The sequence below is a fragment of the Xenorhabdus santafensis genome, assembly GCF_033949405.1.
GTDB lineage: Bacteria > Pseudomonadota > Gammaproteobacteria > Enterobacterales > Enterobacteriaceae > Xenorhabdus > Xenorhabdus santafensis.
Window position 1 is genome coordinate 159170 of the sequence record NZ_VCDN01000014.1, and the last position, 20427, is coordinate 179596.

Genomic DNA, 20427 nt, shown 5'->3' on the forward strand with positions numbered 1-20427 from the left:
CGCAGGTATTTATTTTTAGTTTAAATCAAAAATAAAAATCAAAGAAAGTCGTCGACAACTCATTAATATTAATTAATGGATTGACTTTGAAATACTATACGCCTTTGAAATACTATGCAGAAAACACAGGAATAATAGGTAATGTTATACAATAGCAGCAATAACCACCCTCTAAAGACTTCATCAATTATTGATAATGACAACAATCTATCTCCCTTGAATTCTCATTTGCTTAGTTCACCCCAGCAAATCATTTGGCTTGATCAAATCATCCATCCAGATGCCATCAATTACAATCTTGGTTTTTTTATCGGTATTGATGGTGAATTTAATCAATCTCTATTTATACAAGCCTTTGAAATTGTCGCTTATCGCCATGAGGCTCTGCGTTTATATTTAACGCATTCTCAACCTTTCCCTGTTCAGGCAGTAAGTCATTCACTTCCTGCAACCATTAATATTCATGATTTTTCACAGTATGTCGATGCAGAATATCAAGCAAAACAATATATTGAAGCCAGTTTCATTCGCCAATTCAACTTATATAAGAATTTGTGGTGCTCTGAATTATTACATGTGAACCCCGAACGCCACTATTGGCTATTTTATTGCCACCATATCATTCTGGATGGTACAAGTCTGTCGCAACTTATAGAGGAAGTATTAGATACTTATAATCATTTGCTGAGGGAAGAAAAACCGGATAAAACTGCCCCTGCCTATCTTGATTTTATTGCGGATAACCAAACTTACCTGACATCCCAACGTTATCTACAGGATTTACAATTCTGGCTAAAACGTTATGAAATCCTTCCTCCTCCTTTACTTACGCCCATAAAATCCAACAAAACAAAAGATTCAATACAAGCCAAACCGATTATATGGCAAGTAGATCAACAATATTTTCAACTTATCGAAAAAACAGTCGCTCAGCGGGGATTATCCACTCTGCATTTTATGTATGCGGTAATAGCTTGTTATTTCAGCAAGACAACAGGGCTGAATGACATCGTTATCGGCACTCCGATACACAACCGTAAAAATGCGCGACAAAAAATAACCATGGGAATGTTTGCGTCTGTTATTCCTATTGGCGTAACCCTTTCATCAGAAGACACATTCCTTGATGTTATGCACAAAGCGGCGGAAGAGTTGCACCAGTGTTATAAACACCAACGTGTGTCCATCGCTGAAATTAATCAACAAACTTGTGTTCAGCAAAAAACAGGGCGCTCTCAATTATTTGACGTTGTACTGTCATTTGAGCCATTCAAACCTAATCTACATCTGGACAAAGAAGGTACATACGTCAACGAATTCAAGGTGCATCATGGGGTTACCTATCCTTTGTCGGTCATTATCAACCAATACACAGTCTATGGTGATACCGACAATCAGCCTGTAACAGTCGAGTTCAGTTTTTCCACCGATTACTTTAGCGAAGATGAAATCAGGGCTATCCAATCCCGATTTGCTGTTCTGATAGATTCCGCCATGCTCGATCTGGAGACGCCAGTTGCCAAACTGCCTATTTTACCGCAAGAAGAACGCCAACGAATTCTGGTCGATTTCAATGCGGCACAGTGGGGTTTCAATACAACACACCGTGATTTGAAAGCAACACACCAGAAATTGCCGCACGACACGTTAATTCATTCATTGTTTGAAGCGCAGGTACAACGCACCCCTGATGCCACTGCGCTTATCTTTGAAGAGCAAACTATCAGTTATCGTGAACTCAACCAGCGAGCCAATCGGCTGGCCCATGAGCTGATAGCCAAGGGAGTACACCCTGACGATCGTGTGGCAATTTGCGTTGAGCGCAGTCTGGATATGATCACAGGGTTATTTGGGATATTAAAAGCCGGCGGTGCCTATGTTCCGCTTGATCCGAACTATCCGGCCGAACGATTGGCCTATATTCTTGATGATGCCTCACCCGTGATATTGCTCACTCAAACACATTTGCACAATCACTTGTTCCGTGAAATCCCCATAGCCTGTCACCTCGCGGTTATAGAGATTGAAAACGTGCTTACATCTCCCGCCTTCCAAGCTGATGACAGCCGTGTTGAGAGCAATCCATCCCCTCAGGTTTTAGGTCTGAATTCACACCATTTATGCTATGTCATCTACACGTCAGGCTCTACGGGTCAGCCCAAAGGAGCCATGGTTGAACATCGCCATGCTATGAACTTACATACGGCATTAAAAACTCTCCTTGCCACTGCACATCCCTGCCGCATTACCCTGAATGCCAGCATCGTGTTTGATGCCTCGGTGGAATGTTGGCTGCAATTGCTGTCGGGCCATACCTTGGTCATTGTGCCGGAGTTTGTGCGTAAGGACAGCAAAGCACTCTGGCACTATTTTGCTCACCATGCTGTTGATATTTTTGATTCCACGCCAGCTCAGCTAACCGGATTGCTGCGAGAGGGGTTAATCTCTGATCCTGACTATCAACCCCGACTGGCGCTGATCGGGGGAGAAGCCATCCCGCCGGCAATCTGGGCTCTCTTGCAACGCTCAGAACGTCCCCGTTTTATCAATATGTACGGCTTGACTGAATGTGCGGTCAATTCCAGTGCCTGCCTAATTGATAACTCGCAGACGATCCCCAATATTGGTCACCCACTGGACAATACACAAATCTACATTCTTGACCGCCGCGATCCTCTTCACGGCCAAAATCAACCTGTCCCAATTGGCGTCATCGGCGAAATTTATCTTGCCGGCGAGAGTGTCGGTCGCGGTTACCTGAACCGCCCCGAACTCACATCATTGCGCTTTCTGCCTGATCCATTCTCCGATAAGCCAGAAGTGCGCATGTACAAAACCGGTGATTTGGGGCGCTGGTTGCCAAATGGTACTATCGAATACCTTGGCCGGGATGATTTTCAGGTCAAATTGCGGGGATTCCGGATTGAATTGGGGGAAATTGAAGCGAGATTAGTACAGTGTTCCGGTGTCAATGAAGCCGTAGTTATTGCCCGAGAAGATAGCACGGATGAAGGAATATCAGGTCAAAAACGCTTGGTCGCTTATGTGATCGCCCAACCCCATGCAACACTGAATCCCATAGAATTACACCAACAACTCGCACAGAATTTAGTTGAATACATGCTGCCGAGCGCTTTTGTCATTCTTGAGCGCTTTCCTTTAACTCCCAATGGCAAGCTTAACCGTCAGGCGCTGCCAGCACCGGATCAAAGCGCCACCGTAACACGCAGTTATGCCGCACCAGTCAATGAAATAGAAGTTATTTTGGCGGAAATCTGGCAAACCTTATTCGGCATAGAGAAAGTGGGCCGCAATGACCATTTCTTTGAATTAGGTGGTCATTCCTTATCAGCCGTCCAGCTTGCGGCACGTGTCAACCAAAGGTTGGCACGGAAACTAACCTTACAACAGGTTTTTGATCATCCGGTTCTGGCAGGTTTAGCCAGCATACTGGCCGATGAAGCGATAGTTCCCCCCATTGCTATTCCCACTGCCGACTACCATCCACCCTTGCCGCTCTCATTTGCCCAGCAGCGCCTGTGGTTCCTCGCGCAATTCAATCCCGCAGCCAGTCTGGCTTACCATATACCGCTTGTGCTGCGCCTCAATGGGAAATTAAATCTCCCTGCGCTTTCCTGCGCCCTGAACCGTCTTGTCGCCCGACAGGAAAGTCTGCGTACCCATTTTGTGCTGGATGGATCTCAGCCTTGTCTGCACATTGACCCAGAATGTAGCAATTTTCCCCTGCTTTACCATGACTTAAGGGAATTGGACGATGTTTCCCGTCTGAACCGCCTCAATGAACAGCTAAAACGCGATGCACAAACCCCGTTTGATTTTGCCCAAGCGCCCCTAATCCGAGGTCAATTGCTGAGATTGGCGGATGAAGAGTATATCTTGAACCTGACTCAGCACCATATTATCGCTGATGGCTGGTCAGTCAGGGTACTGCTCCGCGATCTAAGTACACTCTATCGGGCTGAACTTGCCGGACACGCTGATCCCCTGTCACCTTTGCCCGTTCAGTACGCCCACTACGCTATCTGGCAACGTGAATGGTTGCAGGATGACATCCTGATGGCACAGCGGGATTTTTGGCAAAAACAGCTTCAGGGTGCTCCTGCATTACTGACATTGACAACTGATCGACCGCGTTCGCCGGAACAGCACTATATCGGCAGCCATGTCCCCATCTTCATCAATGCCAACACATTGGCTGCCCTCAAAACACTTGGTCAGCGCCAAAAGGCGACGTTATTTATGACCTTGCTGGCCGCTTGGAGCATCGTGCTGGCTCGCCTCAGTGGTCAGAACGATATTGTTATTGGCACGCCTGTCGCCAACCGCCCGCGGCGTGAATTGGAAGAATTGATTGGCTTTTTCATCAATACCTTGCCACTGCGTGTTGAACTGGAACATGGCAAAACGGTAGCCGAATTGCTTACCCACGTCCGTGAACGGGTATTGTCAGCGTTTGCACATCAGGACTTGCCCTTTGAACAGCTCGTTGATGCATTGCAACCTGAGCGCAGTTTGAGTTATAGCCCTATTTTTCAGGTCATGCTGGATTTGGGCAATATCTCCATTCAACCTCCTGAATTGCCGGATTTATCGGTTTCATTAGTTGAGCAGACATATCACAGTATTCACTTTGATTTAAAACTATCACTGACAGAAAGTGCAGACGGGCTTCACGGTACGCTGGAATATGCATTGGATCTGTTTGAACGGGCAACGGTTGAGCGTATCGCGGGTTATTTCACGCAAGTGCTGACAGCAATGACCCGCGATGAAATGCAGCTTATCGCTCATTTGCCGATCTTGCCCGCAACTGAGCGCCAGCAATTATTGGTCGATTTCAATGCCAACCAGACCGATTTTTCATCCCATTATTTCGAGCAGCATGATTTTCAACAAGCTGGTTTACAGCAACACTTACTGATTAACCGACTTTTTGAAGAACAGGTACAGCGCACCCCCGATGCCATTGCCGCCACTTTTGAAGATCAATCAATAAGCTATAGCGAGCTTAACCGCCGCGCCAATTATCTGGCTCACCATTTAATCGGATTGGGAATACGCCCTGATGATTGCGTAGCTATTTGTGTTGAACGCAGTTTAATCATGATGGTGGGATTATTAGCGATCCTCAAGGCCGGAAGTGCCTATGTTCCACTTGATCCAAGCTACCCCAAAGAACGTTTGGCTTATATGCTCAATGATGCTGAACCGATCGTGTTGCTGACTCAAAGTTCACTGATTGAAACGTGGGATACCCCCATTCCCACCATCTTGCTGGATGACTTGATTGAAACGTTACCCGCCTCTGAACTCGGACACGCATTTCATAATCCAGATGTTCAGGCTCTGGGACTGACGCCACATCATTTGGCTTATGTTATTTATACGTCCGGTTCAACCGGACAGCCCAAAGGGGTGATGGTGGAACACCACAGTGTCTGCAATTACCTATTATGGGCACTGGATTATGGCCTGACCGACCAACAACAAGATGGCATTGTTTCATCACCGATAGCTTTTGATGCCACCGTAACCAGCCTGTATCTGCCTCTATTGAGTGGCGGCAAAGTACATCTGCTCCGCGATGGGCAGGAGCTGGTTGATCTGCTCCCTGCCATGCTGGCAATGAAAGCCGGTGCACTGATTAAAATCACCCCCAGCCATCTCGCCGCAATAGGGCAGGAATTCAAAGCGATAAAACAAAAGTCTCCTGACTACGATCTTCCCAGACACTGTTTTGTTGTGGCGGGAGAAACATTATCCAGTTCAACGGTGGCGCTTTGGCGGGAACTTTCACCTGAATCACAGATTATCAACGAATATGGGCCAACCGAGACAGTCGTTGGCTGTACGATATTTGATACCCATCAACCGAGTCGTTTTGTCGATAACATACCGATTGGTCACCCTATCGCCAACACTCAAATCTATGTTCTTGATGCAAATGGAGAACCGACGCCATTAGGGGTTGCAGGCGAGTTGCACATTGGCGGTGCCGGTGTTGCCCGTGGGTATTTAAAACAACCAGAGCTGACGGCAGAACGCTTCTTGCCCGATCCTTTTGCCGATAACCCCGCTGCCCGCATGTATAAAACCGGAGATTTGGGGCGTTGGTTGCCTGACGGTACGATCGAATACCTCGGACGCAATGATTTTCAAGTCAAGCTACGCGGTTTCCGGATTGAGCTGGGTGAAATCGAAGCCAGATTACAGCAATATCCCGGTGTACGTAAGGCGGTAGTGGTTGTTCACGAAACGTTTTCCAAACCCGATGATAATATTTCACATCAGAATTCTATCGGCCAAAAACGCCTGATCGCTTATCTGCTCACTGAATCAGAAACAAAACCCGATCCGGCCGAAGTGCGTCAGAGGCTGTCCCAGCAGCTTGCTGATTATATGATCCCCAGCGCCTTTGTCATTCTCGATCATTTCCCTTTGACCCCCAACGGAAAACTCGATCGGCAGGCGTTACCAGTACCGGATCAATCTGCTTTTGCGACACGAGATTACGCCGCGCCATTGGGCGAAGTGGAAACGATGCTGGCAGAAGTTTGGCAAACTTTACTGGGATTGCCCCGAATCAGCCGCCATGATCACTTTTTTGAGCTTGGAGGCCATTCACTGATGATCGTCAGCATGATCGAGCAATTGCGCATGAGAGGCTGGACACTGGATCTACGCACGGTGTTCACGGCACCGATCTTGGCTGATATGGCAACGCAGTTATTGGCGATACAGCATGAGAATGGGGCATTCACGACACCTCCGAATCGCATCCCTGACCGTTGTAACAAGATCACGCCGGAGATGTTGACTTTAGTCACCTTATCCCAGAGTGAAATTGATACCATCACCAGCACCCTTTCTGATGACGCCGCCAATATTCAGGATATCTACCCGCTCGCGCCCTTGCAGGAAGGCATCTTGTTCCATCATCTGCTGCAAACACAAGGGGATATATATTTACTGCGCAATCTGTTTGCCTTCGATTCTCAATCACGCCTTGAAGCCTTTCTCGCCGCCTTGCAGCAGGTGATTGATCGCCATGATATCTTGCGTACGGCCTTCTGCTGGCAACAACTGCCGCAGCCAGTGCAGGTTGTCTGGCGTCATGCCCTGTTGCGGGTTGATACTTTTAAGCCAGTCGGCACGCAGGATATCCCCTCTCAACTGCTGGCATATACTGACCCACAGCAACGTCGGCTTGATATCACCCAAGCGCCGCTTTTTGCTGCCGACATAGCTCATGACACACAGAAAAATGAATGGCTGTTGGCGCTGAGTTTCCACCACCTGATCAGCGATAACATGACGCTGAGAGTTCTCATTCATGAAATCAGAAAAATACTGCAACATCATGACAAAAACAGGCATTCTGACCACTTACCCGAATTGTCTACCCCTCTTCCCTACCGCCAATTTATTGCCCAGACGCTCAACGTGCCTGCTTCTGAGCATGAGGCTTATTTCCGCGAAATGCTTGCCGATGTTGAGACCCCCACAGCTCCCTTTGGGATCATGGATGTGCGCAATGACAATCAGGTGAAAGAGCACAGGCAGCGACTCGATGCGGCACTTTCCCGGGCTATCCGCACTCAGGCACGCCGTCAAGGTGTCAATCCCAGTGTGCTGTTCCATGTTGCATGGGCTCAAGTGTTGGCAAAAACCAGCGGGCAAGACGATGTCGTCTTCGGCACCGTTTTGCTGGGGCGGATGAAAGGCAATATCAACATGGAACATGTGATGGGTTTGTTCATCAATACACTTCCTATCCGAATTTCATTGGCAAACCATAGTGTACACACCGTTGTGCAAGCGACCTATCATACTCTGCCAACGTTGATGGAGCACGAGCAAGCCCCGCTCTCTCTGGCACAGGGCTGTAGCGGTGTGGAACCACCTTTGCCGCTATTCAGCACATTGCTCAACTATCGCCACAGCCAGACGAAAGAAATCCATGAAGTATGGGAAGGCATACGGCTCTTGCAGATACAAGAGAGAACTAACTATCCCATCGCTTTATCCATTGATGATTTTGATGATGATTTCGGTTTGGTTGTTCAGGCCGTCCCGGACATTGATCCGATTCGCCTGAGCACCTACATGATCACGGCGCTGACCAGACTTGTTGATGCATTGAAAAATAATCCTCAGCAATGGATCAGCGATATTTCTATTTTGCCACCAGCGGAATATCAGCAATTAACCGTCGATTTCAATGCCACACAAACCGATTATCCCCTACACGCCTTGGTGCACCAACTGTTTGAAGATCAAGTGCAACGCACGCCGGATGCCATTGCCTTAGTTTTTGAAACGCAATCCATAAGCTATGACAAACTCAATCGCCGCGCCAATCGACTGGCCCACCATCTGATGGCGCTGGGTGTACGTCCTGATGATCGCGTGGCTATCTGTGCGGAACGCAGCCCAGAAATGGTCGTGGGATTGCTGGCTATTCTGAAAGCCGGTGGTGCCTATGTTCCGCTTTCGCCAAACTATCCGGTCGAACGACTGGCCTATATGCTTACCGATGCACAGCCCGTTGCCATACTGATCCAAACAGCCTTGCCAGACACGCTGGCAAGCACAATAGCTGATATTCCAACACTGGTTCTCGATATCCCTGAATCAGTCTCCGGACATGACTCCGATCACCATCCTGCTGAATATCAGTATCCTGAACATAATCCCGATCCGCAGGCCGTAAGCCTGTCTTCCCATCATCTTGCCTATGTGGTTTATACCTCTGGCTCTACGGGACGACCTAAAGGGGTGATGGTCGAGCACCGGAATATACTCAGCCTCATTACCAATAATGGTTTTTCCTCCATCGGTAACAATGATTGCATTGCCCATTGTGCCAACGTTTCGTTCGATGCAACCACATGGGAAATATGGGCAGCCCTGCTTCATGGCGCACGTTTGCATATCGTTCCACAAGATGTGCTGCTCGATCCGATTCATTTTTGTGAATCGCTGGTCAAGGGACAAGTCAGCGCGCTCTGGTTGACGACTGGCTTGTTCAATGAGTACCTTGAAACCCTGACGCCCCTGTTTAGTCAATTGCGTTACCTGATTGTCGGTGGCGAAGTCCTTGAGCCCAGAAAAATTCAGCAACTACGATCCGCAGGCTCACCAACGACACATGTAATTAATGCTTATGGCCCAACAGAAACTACAACTTTTGCTGCCATGTATGAAATTACCTTTCCGATTGATATGACGCGTTCAATTCCTATTGGCCGCCCGATTGCCAACACGCAGATTTATATCCTTGACTCGCAAGGGCATCCAACCCCGCTCGGTGTCGTTGGCGAAATACACATTGCAGGCAGCGGAGTTTCCCGTGGTTATTTGAATCAACCTGAACTGACAGCAGAACGTTTCTTGCCTGATCCGTTCTCCAAAGACGGCGAGGCGCGCATGTACAAAAGCGGCGATCTCGGCTGCTGGCTGGCTGACGGTAATATTGAATATGCCGGACGCAATGATTTTCAGGTCAAATTGCGTGGTTTTCGCATTGAACCCGGGGAAATCGAGGTTTGCCTTACCCGATGCCACGGTGTGCGTGAAGCGCGGGTGATTGCCCGCGACGATGAAAATGGCCAGAAACAATTGGTTGCCTATTTGCTGATGGAAACGAATCTATCGGCAGAACCGGAGAAAGGTTCGATACCCGCTACATTGCGCCAACAGCTCTCACATCAGCTTGCTGACTATATGATCCCCAGTGCTTTTGTCATCCTTGATAGCTTTCCTCTCACACCCAATGGCAAACTCGACAGGCAAGCCCTCCCGGCCCCAGATCAAGCCGCGATTGTGACACACGGCTATGAAGCGCCTAACGGAGAGATAGAAGCCACATTAGCGCAAATCTGGCGGGAACTTCTGGGAGTGGAACAAGTGGGGCGACATGATCATTTCTTTGAACTTGGCGGACACTCCTTGATGGTCATGAGTTTGATCGAACAGTTACGCGCCCGCGGTTGGCACATTGCTCTCCGCGATGTGTTTACTACTCCAGTGTTGGCAGACATCGCGAGAATGATCCTGACAGAACAAAGGGACACAGCATCATTCACGGTTCCCCCGAACCTTATCCCCGAGGATTGCACCGCGATCACTCCCGAGATGCTGCCCCTGATAAATCTGTCCCAAGATGAAATTGATACTATTGCTGCTGCCATCCCCAAAGGAGCCGCCAATATTCAGGATATCTACCCGCTTGCCCCGTTGCAGGAAGGCATGTTGTTCCATCATCAATTGCAAACACAAGGCGATATTTATTTGCTGCGCCATTTACTTGCTTTTGATTCCCGTCAACGCCTTGATGCTTTTCTGGTCGCGTTACAGTGCGTGATTGACCGCCACGATATCTTGCGTACCGCTTTCTATTGGCAAGGATTATCCCAACCCGTACAGGTTGTCTGGCGGCAGGCTCCGTTGCACATCAATACCTTTATGCCGACTAACCTCACTGTAACAAGTGGCGGCAACGATATACGCTCACAGCTTCTGGCTCACACGGATCCGCAACAACGCCGCCTCGATCTGAACCAGGCTCCACTTTTTGCGGCAGAGATTGCCCACGATCCCCACCAGCAAGAATGGCTGCTGTCCTTATCTTTCCATCACTTAATCAATGATCACATGGCGATGGAACGGCTATTGGCTGAAATTCATGCGCTTTTACCCTATCACTGCAAATCTCACCCCACAAAACGCCTGCCTCCCGCGCTGCCCTATCGGAATTTTGTTGCTCAATCCCTGAGTGTGCCGGCTGCCGTTCACGAAACTTACTTTAATCAGATACTCAGTGATGTCGAAACACCTACCGCACCTTTCGGCATTGTGGATATCCATACTGAAGGAAGAGCCGTATCAGAAGTCAGGCAGCCACTTGATGCAACGTTAGCACAAGCTATCCGTACACAAGCCCGCCGTCAGGGAGTCAGCCCCAGCATCCTGTTTCATGTTGCTTGGGCACAAGTGCTGGCCAAACTCAGCGGACAGGATGATGTGGTTTTCGGCACTGTTTTGTTGGGGCGCATGCAGGGAGATGTCGGTACTGGGCGCACATTGGGTTTGTTTCTCAATACCCTGCCTTTGCGGATTTCACTGACCGGGCTTGATGTCCACAGTGCGGTTCAGGCAACCCATCGCAATTTGACGGCCTTGCTTGAACACGAACAGGCTCCGCTCGTCTTGGCGCAACGTTGCAGTGGCATCATTCCACCGCTGCCGCTTTTCAGTGCGCTCCTCAACTATCGCCATAGCCAGCCGGAAAATATCCGTCTGACGTGGGAAGGCATGCGCCTGATAAAAACGGCAGCAAAGGAAAGAACAAATTATCCTCTTACTTTCACCGTGGATGATTTCGGTGAAGCATTTCAACTGGTGATGCAGACTGTACAAGATATTGATCCGGCGAGACTGCACGCTTACGCCATCACGGCCTTGACTGGATTGGTTGAAGCGCTGGAAACTGCGCCACAAAGAGCCATTATGAGTATTCCTATCCTGCCTGCTGCGGAATATCAGCAATTAGTGGAAGAGTTCAGCACGGCATTCAATGACACACCCAGTGAAATTCCACAGGCGGATTTAATCCACACACAATTCGAATCTCAGGTACAACGTACACCAGATGCCACAGCCATTTGCTTTAGAGATGACTCATTCAATGATTACGCGTTAAGTTATGCTGAGCTGAACCGCCGTGCCAACCGTCTGGCTCACCATCTGATAGCGCTGGGGGTACGCCCTGATAACCGCGTTGTCATCTGCGCCGAACGCAGTCCAGAATGGATAATAGGCCTGCTCGCCATTCTCAAGGCAGGCGGTGCCTATGTGCCGCTCGACCCCACATATCCGGCCGAGCGGCTCGCCTACATGCTAGAAGATGCCGCTCCCGTTGCCATACTGATGCAATCAATCCATGCCTGTAGAATAAAAAGTACCACTCAAGTGGTATATATCGATACAGACGCAGAGTTTCTGGCAACCCAGCCCACCCATAACCCTGCCCCTCATGCATCAGAACTGACTTCATGCAATCTCGCCTGTGTGATCTACACCTCCGGCTCAACCGGGCAGCCCAAAGGCGTGATGGTTGAACACCGCAGTGTCCTTCGTCTGGCTATCAATAATGGGTTTGCGGATATTGGCCCGGATGACTGTGTGGCACATTGTGCCAATATTGCTTTTGATGCATCGACTTGGGAAATTTGGTCAACCCTGCTCAACGGCGGGCACCTGCATGTGGTTCCTCAATCTGTTTTGCTTGATCCGGCCCGTCTCTGCGAATCCCTGCGAGGAGAGGGAACAACCGCACTTTGGTTAACGGTTGGGTTGTTCAATGAATATCTTGATTACCTCGAACCTCTGTATCCGCAATTACGCTATTTGATTATTGGCGGTGACACCCTTGATCCAAGCAAAATCCGGCATATGCAGTCTCTGCCCTCCCAGCCTGCACACCTGATTAACGGCTATGGCCCGACGGAAACCACGACATTTGCCACCACTTACACCATTAATGATCCCATTGATGTTAAACGATCGATCCCCATTGGCCGCCCCATTGCCAATACCCGGATTTATATCCTTGATTCGTACGGACAGCCTGTACCCATAGGGGTGACCGGCGAGATCTATATTGCCGGTATCGGTGTTGCCCGTGGCTATCTGAATCATCCTGAATTGACGGTAGAACGCTTTATTGCCGATCCCTTCTCTTCTGAACCCGGAGTCCGTATGTATAAAACGGGTGATCTAGGGTGCTGGCTACCTGACGGCAATATCGAGTATGCCGGCCGCAATGATTTTCAAATTAAGCTACGTGGCTTCCGGATCGAACCCGGAGAGATTGAAGCCTACCTTAATCGGTGCGACGGGGTGCATGAAGCAGTTGTGCTGGCTCGCATAAACGAAGGGCTACAGAAACATCTGGTCGCCTACATAATCGCCGAACAGAATGCTCAATTAAATCCCGCTGATTTACGTCGACAGCTCGCCAAACAGCTTGCTGACTACATGATCCCCAGTGCTTTCGTCGTACTTGATGCCTTTCCCCTGACGCCGCATGGCAAACTGGATCGCCAAGCATTGCCCATGCCGGATAAATCCGCCAGCGTGATACAGCCCTATGAAGCACCCAGCGGAAAAACCGAAACGGCATTGGCGCGGATCTGGCAAAAACTGCTGAAGATGGACAGTGTGGGGCGCTATGACAATTTCTTTGAACTTGGCGGGCATTCGTTGGTAGCCATGCAATTACTGGCACGTATGCGTGAACAGAACATGGAAATTCCACTGGCAACCTTGTTAGCTCATCCCACTCTGCATGAGCTGGCTCTCGCCGTGAGTAAAGCGTCATTTTCACCTTCCGCGCTTCTTGATACTAGCCTCGTGCCATTAAGCCCGTCCGGGGACTTACCGCCGCTGTTTCTCGTCCATGAACCTTCCGGTGATCCGCTGGTTTACTCTTCTTTGGCGACTTTGCTTCCTTCTGAGCTGCCTGTTTACGCCTTACAGGCGCTTGGCCTTCATGCTCTTCCCAAGCCGCCTGCCTCCATTGAAGCGCTGGCCGCTTATCATATTAAGGCAATTCGTCGTGTTCAGCCCCACGGGCCTTATCATTTGGCGGGGTGGTCTATGGGAGGTGTTATTGCCTATGAAATTGCCCAGCAGTTAATCAATGATGCGGAAGAAGTTGCATTTCTGGGTATGATCGACTCGGTCAATCCCTGTTTGCTGAACGAGCAAAAATTCCATTTTGATGGAGGAAAGCAATTTTTGAATCGATATATTGAGCATACTTGTTTGCCTGTAGAGATGACACAGGCTGATTTTCTCCTGCGCTCATATACTGCTGAATTTTTAGTACAGCTCAATACTGCTTATGTTCCACCAGCCTCATCGTTACCCATCCATCTCTATACCGCTGACGGGTTATTTGAGAGAAACGAGTGGCGGGGCTGGCAGGGAATTGTGGGGGATTCTTCTGTTATCCATCCCATTGGCGGAACACATTACTCGATTATGCAATCGCCTTTACTCAACCACGTGGCTGATTCCATCGCGAGCATAGTTTCTTCATGCCAGAAAACGGCTCTTGATGATTGATGAAACCGTGCAGAGCCATTACCGTTAAGTTATTGCCGTTAATTCACGGAAAACCGGGTGATGAAAAATGAGTTCAAGGAAGGAAGATGAGGTAAAAGGAAATCAGATAAAAATACACTCCCCAGCCGATTGCGCTGGGGAGTGGCATTTTATTGCGATAGTTATTTTATTGCGATAATCACTGACCGAACATCTCGCGCAGCCAACCCGGAGCTTCTTCTTCATTCTCCTCTATCGGCTGTTGCACAGATTGCTGACACAAGGCCTGTGGATCATCGGTCCAGACAGGCAGTGTTCTGATGCCTGTTCCCGTACAGTTGAAGCTGCCATCTTCATTGACTGACATATCCACAATACCTTCCGGTGGACGGTTATTCAGTGTCAGAGGTGTTTCGTTGTCCAAATAACGGCGGTAAATCGTCAGCGCACCTGTTGCGCCCGTCAATTTGGTCGGCCCATTGTTATCACGGCCAGTCCACACAATCGCAACTTCTTTACCATCAATCCCCGCAAACCAACTATCACGCAGGTCATTGGTTGTCCCGGTTTTTCCGGCCAAATTTAATTTGCCGTATTTCCCGGTCAGTGAACGCCCAGTGCCTTGTACCACGACCTGCTGCATACCGTATAACGTCAGATAAGCGGCTTGCGGTGGCACCATTCGCTCAGCTTGTGGATAGCTCTGGTATATCACTGTACCGTCTTCAGACATGATAGAGCGCACTGCTGAAAGGTTTGCCTTGTTACCACCGCTGGCGATGGTCTGAAACTCCTGCGCCATCTCCATAGGTGTCAGGTTAACCGCCCCCAGCAACATGGCGGGAACCTTCTGGATCTCTTGCGCTGGGATGCCCAAAGACACTAACGTATTGGTAATGCGATCCAATCCAACATCCATGCCCAAATTCACGGTTGGTACATTCATCGAACGTGCCAGTGCATCAATCAACATCACCCGCCCGCTGAAAGTACGGCTAAAGTTCTTCGGTGACCAAGGCGCCCCTCCCGCGATAGGAATTGAAATGGGCTCGTCTGCCAGCCAGGTATTCAAACGGTATTTATCCGGCTCGCTCAATGCCGTCAAATAAGTCGCAGGTTTCGCCAGCGATCCAATCAAGCGACGGGCATTCAGTGCGCGGTTAAAGCCGGCATATTGCGGCTGGGCTCCCCCTACCATCGCACGAACTTCACCACTGAAGCGATCGACAACAACCATGGCCCCTTCCAGATCTTTGATATTGCGGGTTTTACGTAAAGCTGCGACGCCCTCTTCCACCGATTTCTCTGCTGCATCCTGAGATACCGGATCTAGGGTGGTGAAAATTTTCACGCCGGAAAGGTCGTTAATTTTATCGCCTAATTTTTCCTGCAATTCCTGACGCACCAACTGCATAAAGGCAGGTTGTGGCGCGATTACCCCACTTTTGGGTTTAACCCCCAATGGGCGGGCACTCAGCATGTCATACAGTTCTTGATCGATAACTTGACGGTTCTGGAGGATTTTCAATACAACGTTGCGGCGTTCAAGGGCAAGTTTGGGGTTACGCCACGGGTTATACAACGACGCGCCTTTCACCATGCCAACCAGCAAAGCCTGTTGATCCAAACTCAGCTCTTCTATCGGGCGACCAAAATAGTACAAGCTCGCCAGCGGGAAGCCACGGATCTGCTCGTCACCACTTTGCCCCAAGTAAACTTCGTTCAGATACAGCTCAAGGATACGGTCTTTACTGTAACGGGCATCCATCAGCAATGCCATGAGCGCTTCATTTGCCTTGCGGCTCAAGGTTCTTTCATTGGAAAGGAACAGGTTTTTCACCAATTGCTGCGTCAGGGTACTGCCTCCCTGCACCGCATGCCCTGCTGTCAGATTGGCCAATACAGCCCGGGCGATGGACAGTGGCCTGACCCCACCATGTTCATAGAAGTAGCGATCTTCTGTTTCCAGCAAAGTCTGAACCAGTAAGTCAGGAAAACCCGAACGCGGAACAAACAGGCGCTGTTCGCCATTCGGCGATTGCATCATGGTGATCAATTTCGGATCGAGGCGGAAAAAGCCAAACTGACGCCGGTTCTCCATATTTTCGATGCTGGAAAGATGGTTGTTATCAAAAGTGAGGCGAGCCTGAATCTGACCTTCCTTCCCATCCGGGAAATCAAACGGGCGACGCAGCATTTCAATGCTGTTTCCCCTGACAACGAATTCACCAGCCCGCGTAGCTTTTGTTACCTTCCGGTATTGCATTCCCTCCAGCAAGTGAACCATTTCACCTTTACTGTAGTTCATGCCCGGTTCAAGATTAACCATCCTGCCATATACCGCAGCCGGCAAGTCCCAGACTTTTCCGTCAATGCGTTGGCGAATTTTGTTATCCAGATAGAAGCCATAAATAACAACCAGCACCGCCAGCACAATAAAGATTTTTAGCAGCAGCCACAAAAACCAGCGCTTTTTCTTCTTTGGTGCCCGAGTCTTGGCTGAATGGGACTTCTTCCCTTTTTTGGTCATGACTTCATCCTCATCGTCGTCGTCATCATTTTCATAATCATCATAGTCATCCCGCCGAACGCGATTTTTTGATGCTCGCTCACGACGCCGCTTTGATTTTTCGCCCTTACGTCCGATTGGCTGACGATCTTCATCAGACATACCGAATTCTCCATTGTTTTTATTCAATGCGTTCTTTTCTATTCAATCACTCCATCATTAAGTACTGCTATATGAATACAGAAACATAAATCCAAAAGTGATTACAAATATTTTTTCACACGTCTTGTCGGTGCCGTGTTGGCAGGATCATCCGGCCATAAGTGTTTGGGATAGCGCCCTTTCATCTCTTTTTGTACCTCGCGGTAAGCTCCGTGCCAGAATGCAGCAAGATCTTGCGTGATCTGCAATGGGCGATGGGCCGGAGACAGTAATTCAACCACCACCGGGATCCGCCCCTTCGCCAGTACCGGATTTTGCCGCTCACCATACATTTCCTGCATTCTGACTGACAATACAGGTGGCTTATCTTTAAAATATTGAATGGCAACCCGGCTTCCTGTCGGCACAGTGTAATTAGTAGGCAATTCATTATCCAGTATCTGCCGTTGCTGCCAATCCAGTAAACCAATCAGGCAAGAGGATAGTTCTATCTGGCGCAACCCCTTCAAATTGCTGACACCTTTCAGGGCAGGAAGCAGCCACTGCTCAAGGGTATTGAGCAAGGCTTCATCATCAACCGGCGGCCAATCGATTTCAGGCAGCCATTCTGTCGCCTTTTCCAGACGAATGCGTAACTGCAAGGCTTCCGATGACCAGTTCAATGCCGATAACCCTTCTTGCCGAACCCAATTCAGCAACGCTTCCTGCAATTCTGCTTCCGACGGTTTTGCCAGAGGCTGGGCCTTGACTATCAAACGCCCGCATTGCAAGCGTCGCCATGCCCGCAGTGATCCCTTGTTATCATCCCACTCTATTGCAGTATGTTCAGTAAACAAAAGCGGGTATTGGCGTATGGTTTGCTCGATATTCAATGGGCAGGCAAGCAAGACTCGGGCATCAGGCTGTTTGCTTCCTTGTTGCAATGAAGGCGCTATCAACCACGCCTCCGCAGACAGCGGCTCTTCACGTTCCAGTGCCACTCCCAACCCATTGGCTAACTGGAAACGCCCAAGATTATCACGGTTTTTAGCAATTCGATCGGGAAATCCCTGTACCAATAATTCAGGAATAAGATCAGGATTGATTTCTTCATTTCTATTATCAAGGTACTTATTACCCATACGCTGACGTTCACCTTGCGAGATAATATTCCTGATGAGTTGGTTTGCCCGTTGTTGCCAATGGCGCTGGTTTATTGTCATCCAGTGCGTCAAATCTGGCTGACCACGACGCGGTGGCTCTTCCAAAATAGCGACCAATTTCGCGGCTGTTGCCAGCGCTGTACTATCTTTTTCTTTCGCCGCATGTTCCCTGGCGGCACATAAAATTGCCGCCAGACGCGGATCGCTGCCAAATTCAGCCATCTGCCAACCACGGGCTGTCAATTGTTGTTTGTCATCCAGTGCCCCCAATTTCAACAGTAAGGACTGTGCAACTGCCAATGCAGGTTGCGGCGGATTATCCAACCAGTGGAGCTGGGCACTGTCACGGCATCCCCACTGCAACAAAGAGAGCAGCAAACTGCTTAAATCGGCATTCAGAATTTCCGGTTCACTGTGCTCCGCCGCTCTTTCCGCCTGTTCCTGACTGAACAAATGCCAGCAGACACCCGCTTCCAATCGCCCGGCACGCCCCGCTCGCTGAACCATTGATGCTTGACTGATGCGTTGGGTTATCAAACGGGTCAACCCGTTTTTCGGCTCAAACCGGCTGGTGCGCTCAAGCCCGCTATCGATCACTAAACGGATCCCTTCAATTGTCAGGCTGGTTTCTGCAATGTTTGTTGCCAGCACCACTTTACGCATGCCCGCAGGGGCAGGCGCTATTGCCTTGCGCTGATCGGCCAATGACAGTGCGCCATAGAGCGGGCACAATAATGTGTCATCATTGATTTTGCTTTCCAACTGTGACAACACGCGTTGAATTTCACCCACTCCGGGCAAAAACAGTAACAGCGAGCCGGTTTCTTGCTGTAACAGGCGTAATACTGCCGATGCAACTGACTGTTCAAAAGGCTGATGGGGAGAAAGTGGATGGTACTCCCTCGCTACCGGATAGCTTCGCCCTTCTGAAACAATGACAGGAGCATCCGGCAATAATGCAGAAAGGCGTTGGTTATCCAACGTTGCTGACATGACCAAAATACGCAAATCATCACGCAACCCTTCCTGAACTTCCAGCAGCAGGGCCAACGCAAGATCAGCCTGCAAACTGCGTTCATGGAATTCATCAAGAATGACAAGAGAGACATCGCCCAATTCAGGATCTTGCTGGAGCATGCGAGTCAGGATCCCTTCCGTCACTACTTCAAGGCGCGTAGAGGCACTGATTTTAGTTTCCGAACGCATACGGTAACCCACGGTCTTACCTACGGGTTCATTCAGTTGCTCAGCAAGGCGTTCAGCCACACTGCGGGCAGCAATGCGCCGGGGTTCCAGCATAATAATGCGCCCGGGCAGCTGGGCCTGATGTAAAATCGCCAATGGCAGTCCGGTGGATTTCCCTGCCCCTGTTGGCGCATGCAGCAGCACCTGTTTTGATGCCTGTAATTCAGTGATGACTGATTCGACGACATCGTAAATAGGTAACGAGTCATAACTTGGTAATAACAAGAGAACACCATGATGAATTAACTTTCAATAAGTGCCATTGTAGCATTGACACCTTCAATTTTATTTCATCGAATTTCAATTCATTGAAACTGTTGAGCGCTTCATTTTATTTATCAATTAATGCTATTGATCACTGGTTATGAGGAAAATTTATGCAATTTGCTCCGCCCCTGAAATCAGCCACGTTAATCCGGCGTTATAAACGTTTTCTCGCGGATGTCCTCACGCCAGAAGGCGAAACGCTGACCATACACTGTGCCAATACTGGCGCAATGACAGGCTGTGCAACGCCGGGAGACACGGTTTGGTATTCCACTTCAGATAATCCCAAACGTAAGTATCCGAATAGCTGGGAGCTGACCCAGACGCAAGAAGGCCATTGGATTTGCGTAAATACACTCAGAGCTAACGAGCTGGCTTATCAAGCTATTGAGAAAAATGCAATTTCGGAATTATCTGGTTATGAGCAAATTAGCCGCGAAGTGAGTTATGGAAAAGAGAAAAGCCGCATAGATTTATTGTTACAGTCAAAACAAAAGGTTAACTGCTATATTGAAGTTAAATCAGTGACATTATATCAGCAAAATTATGGCTATTTTCCGGATGCAGTCACTATTCGCGGGCAAAAACATTTGCGTGAGCTATCATTGATAGCACAACAAGGCCAGCGTGCTGTCCTGTTATTTGCTGTATTACATTCTGGAATCAGTCAGGTTGCGGCAGCAAAACATATTGATCCTGATTATGCTTTTCTTTTGGAACAAGCATGCAATTCAGGGGTCGAAGTAATCTGTTATAAGGCCAGCATGACAGAAAACGGGATGGTTCTAATTGACAAATTACCTTTTTTATCAATGGGATAATTTGTAAACAGAACATACTGGAGAGCTTAGTTTTGCAATATATTTAGACAGTAAACACGTTTGTCTTCACACCATTGTAAAACTAATGGCAGGAACAATTGCCAACCTCGCAGTCATCTGCTATTTATAGCGGCCTATTTTTTCCCCC

Annotated in this window: 4 protein-coding genes; 2 read left to right on the top strand and 2 right to left on the bottom strand. The window is 48.9% G+C overall.

The genetic code is table 11. From position 1 onward, the window contains the following. Nucleotides 1–141: 141 nt before the first annotated feature. Nucleotides 142–14154: a non-ribosomal peptide synthetase gene (locus FE392_RS04850; protein WP_319929101.1), complete on the top strand. Its 14013-nt coding sequence runs from the start codon at nucleotides 142–144 to the stop codon at nucleotides 14152–14154. 178 nt (nucleotides 14155–14332) lie between these two features. On the opposite strand, the gene mrcB is transcribed toward FE392_RS04850, so the two are convergent. Both mrcB and hrpB read right to left on the bottom strand, forming a co-directional pair. Then, nucleotides 14333–16804, bottom strand: coding sequence for a bifunctional glycosyl transferase/transpeptidase (gene mrcB / locus FE392_RS04855; protein WP_319929102.1), 2472 nt, complete (start codon nucleotides 16802–16804; stop codon nucleotides 14333–14335). A gap of 101 nt (nucleotides 16805–16905) precedes the next feature. Further along, nucleotides 16906–19416, bottom strand: coding sequence for an ATP-dependent helicase HrpB (hrpB, locus tag FE392_RS04860; RefSeq protein WP_319929103.1), 2511 nt, complete (start codon nucleotides 19414–19416; stop codon nucleotides 16906–16908). Nucleotides 19417–19568: 152 nt separating this feature from the next. Between hrpB and sfsA the strand changes: the two genes are divergently transcribed. After that, complete coding sequence (gene sfsA / locus FE392_RS04865) at nucleotides 19569–20279, top strand: DNA/RNA nuclease SfsA (protein ID WP_319929104.1); 711 nt, start codon at nucleotides 19569–19571, stop codon at nucleotides 20277–20279. Nucleotides 20280–20427: the final 148 nt, after the last annotated feature.

What these genes read in the sequence shown, in the direction of transcription:
- FE392_RS04850 (WP_319929101.1), top strand. Translation starts at nt 142, where the DNA reads ATGTTATACAATAGCAGCAATAACCACCCTCTAAAGACTTCATCAATT.
- mrcB (WP_319929102.1), bottom strand. Translation starts at nt 16,804, where the DNA reads ATGTCTGATGAAGATCGTCAGCCAATCGGACGTAAGGGCGAAAAATCA.
- sfsA (WP_319929104.1), top strand. Translation starts at nt 19,569, where the DNA reads ATGCAATTTGCTCCGCCCCTGAAATCAGCCACGTTAATCCGGCGTTAT.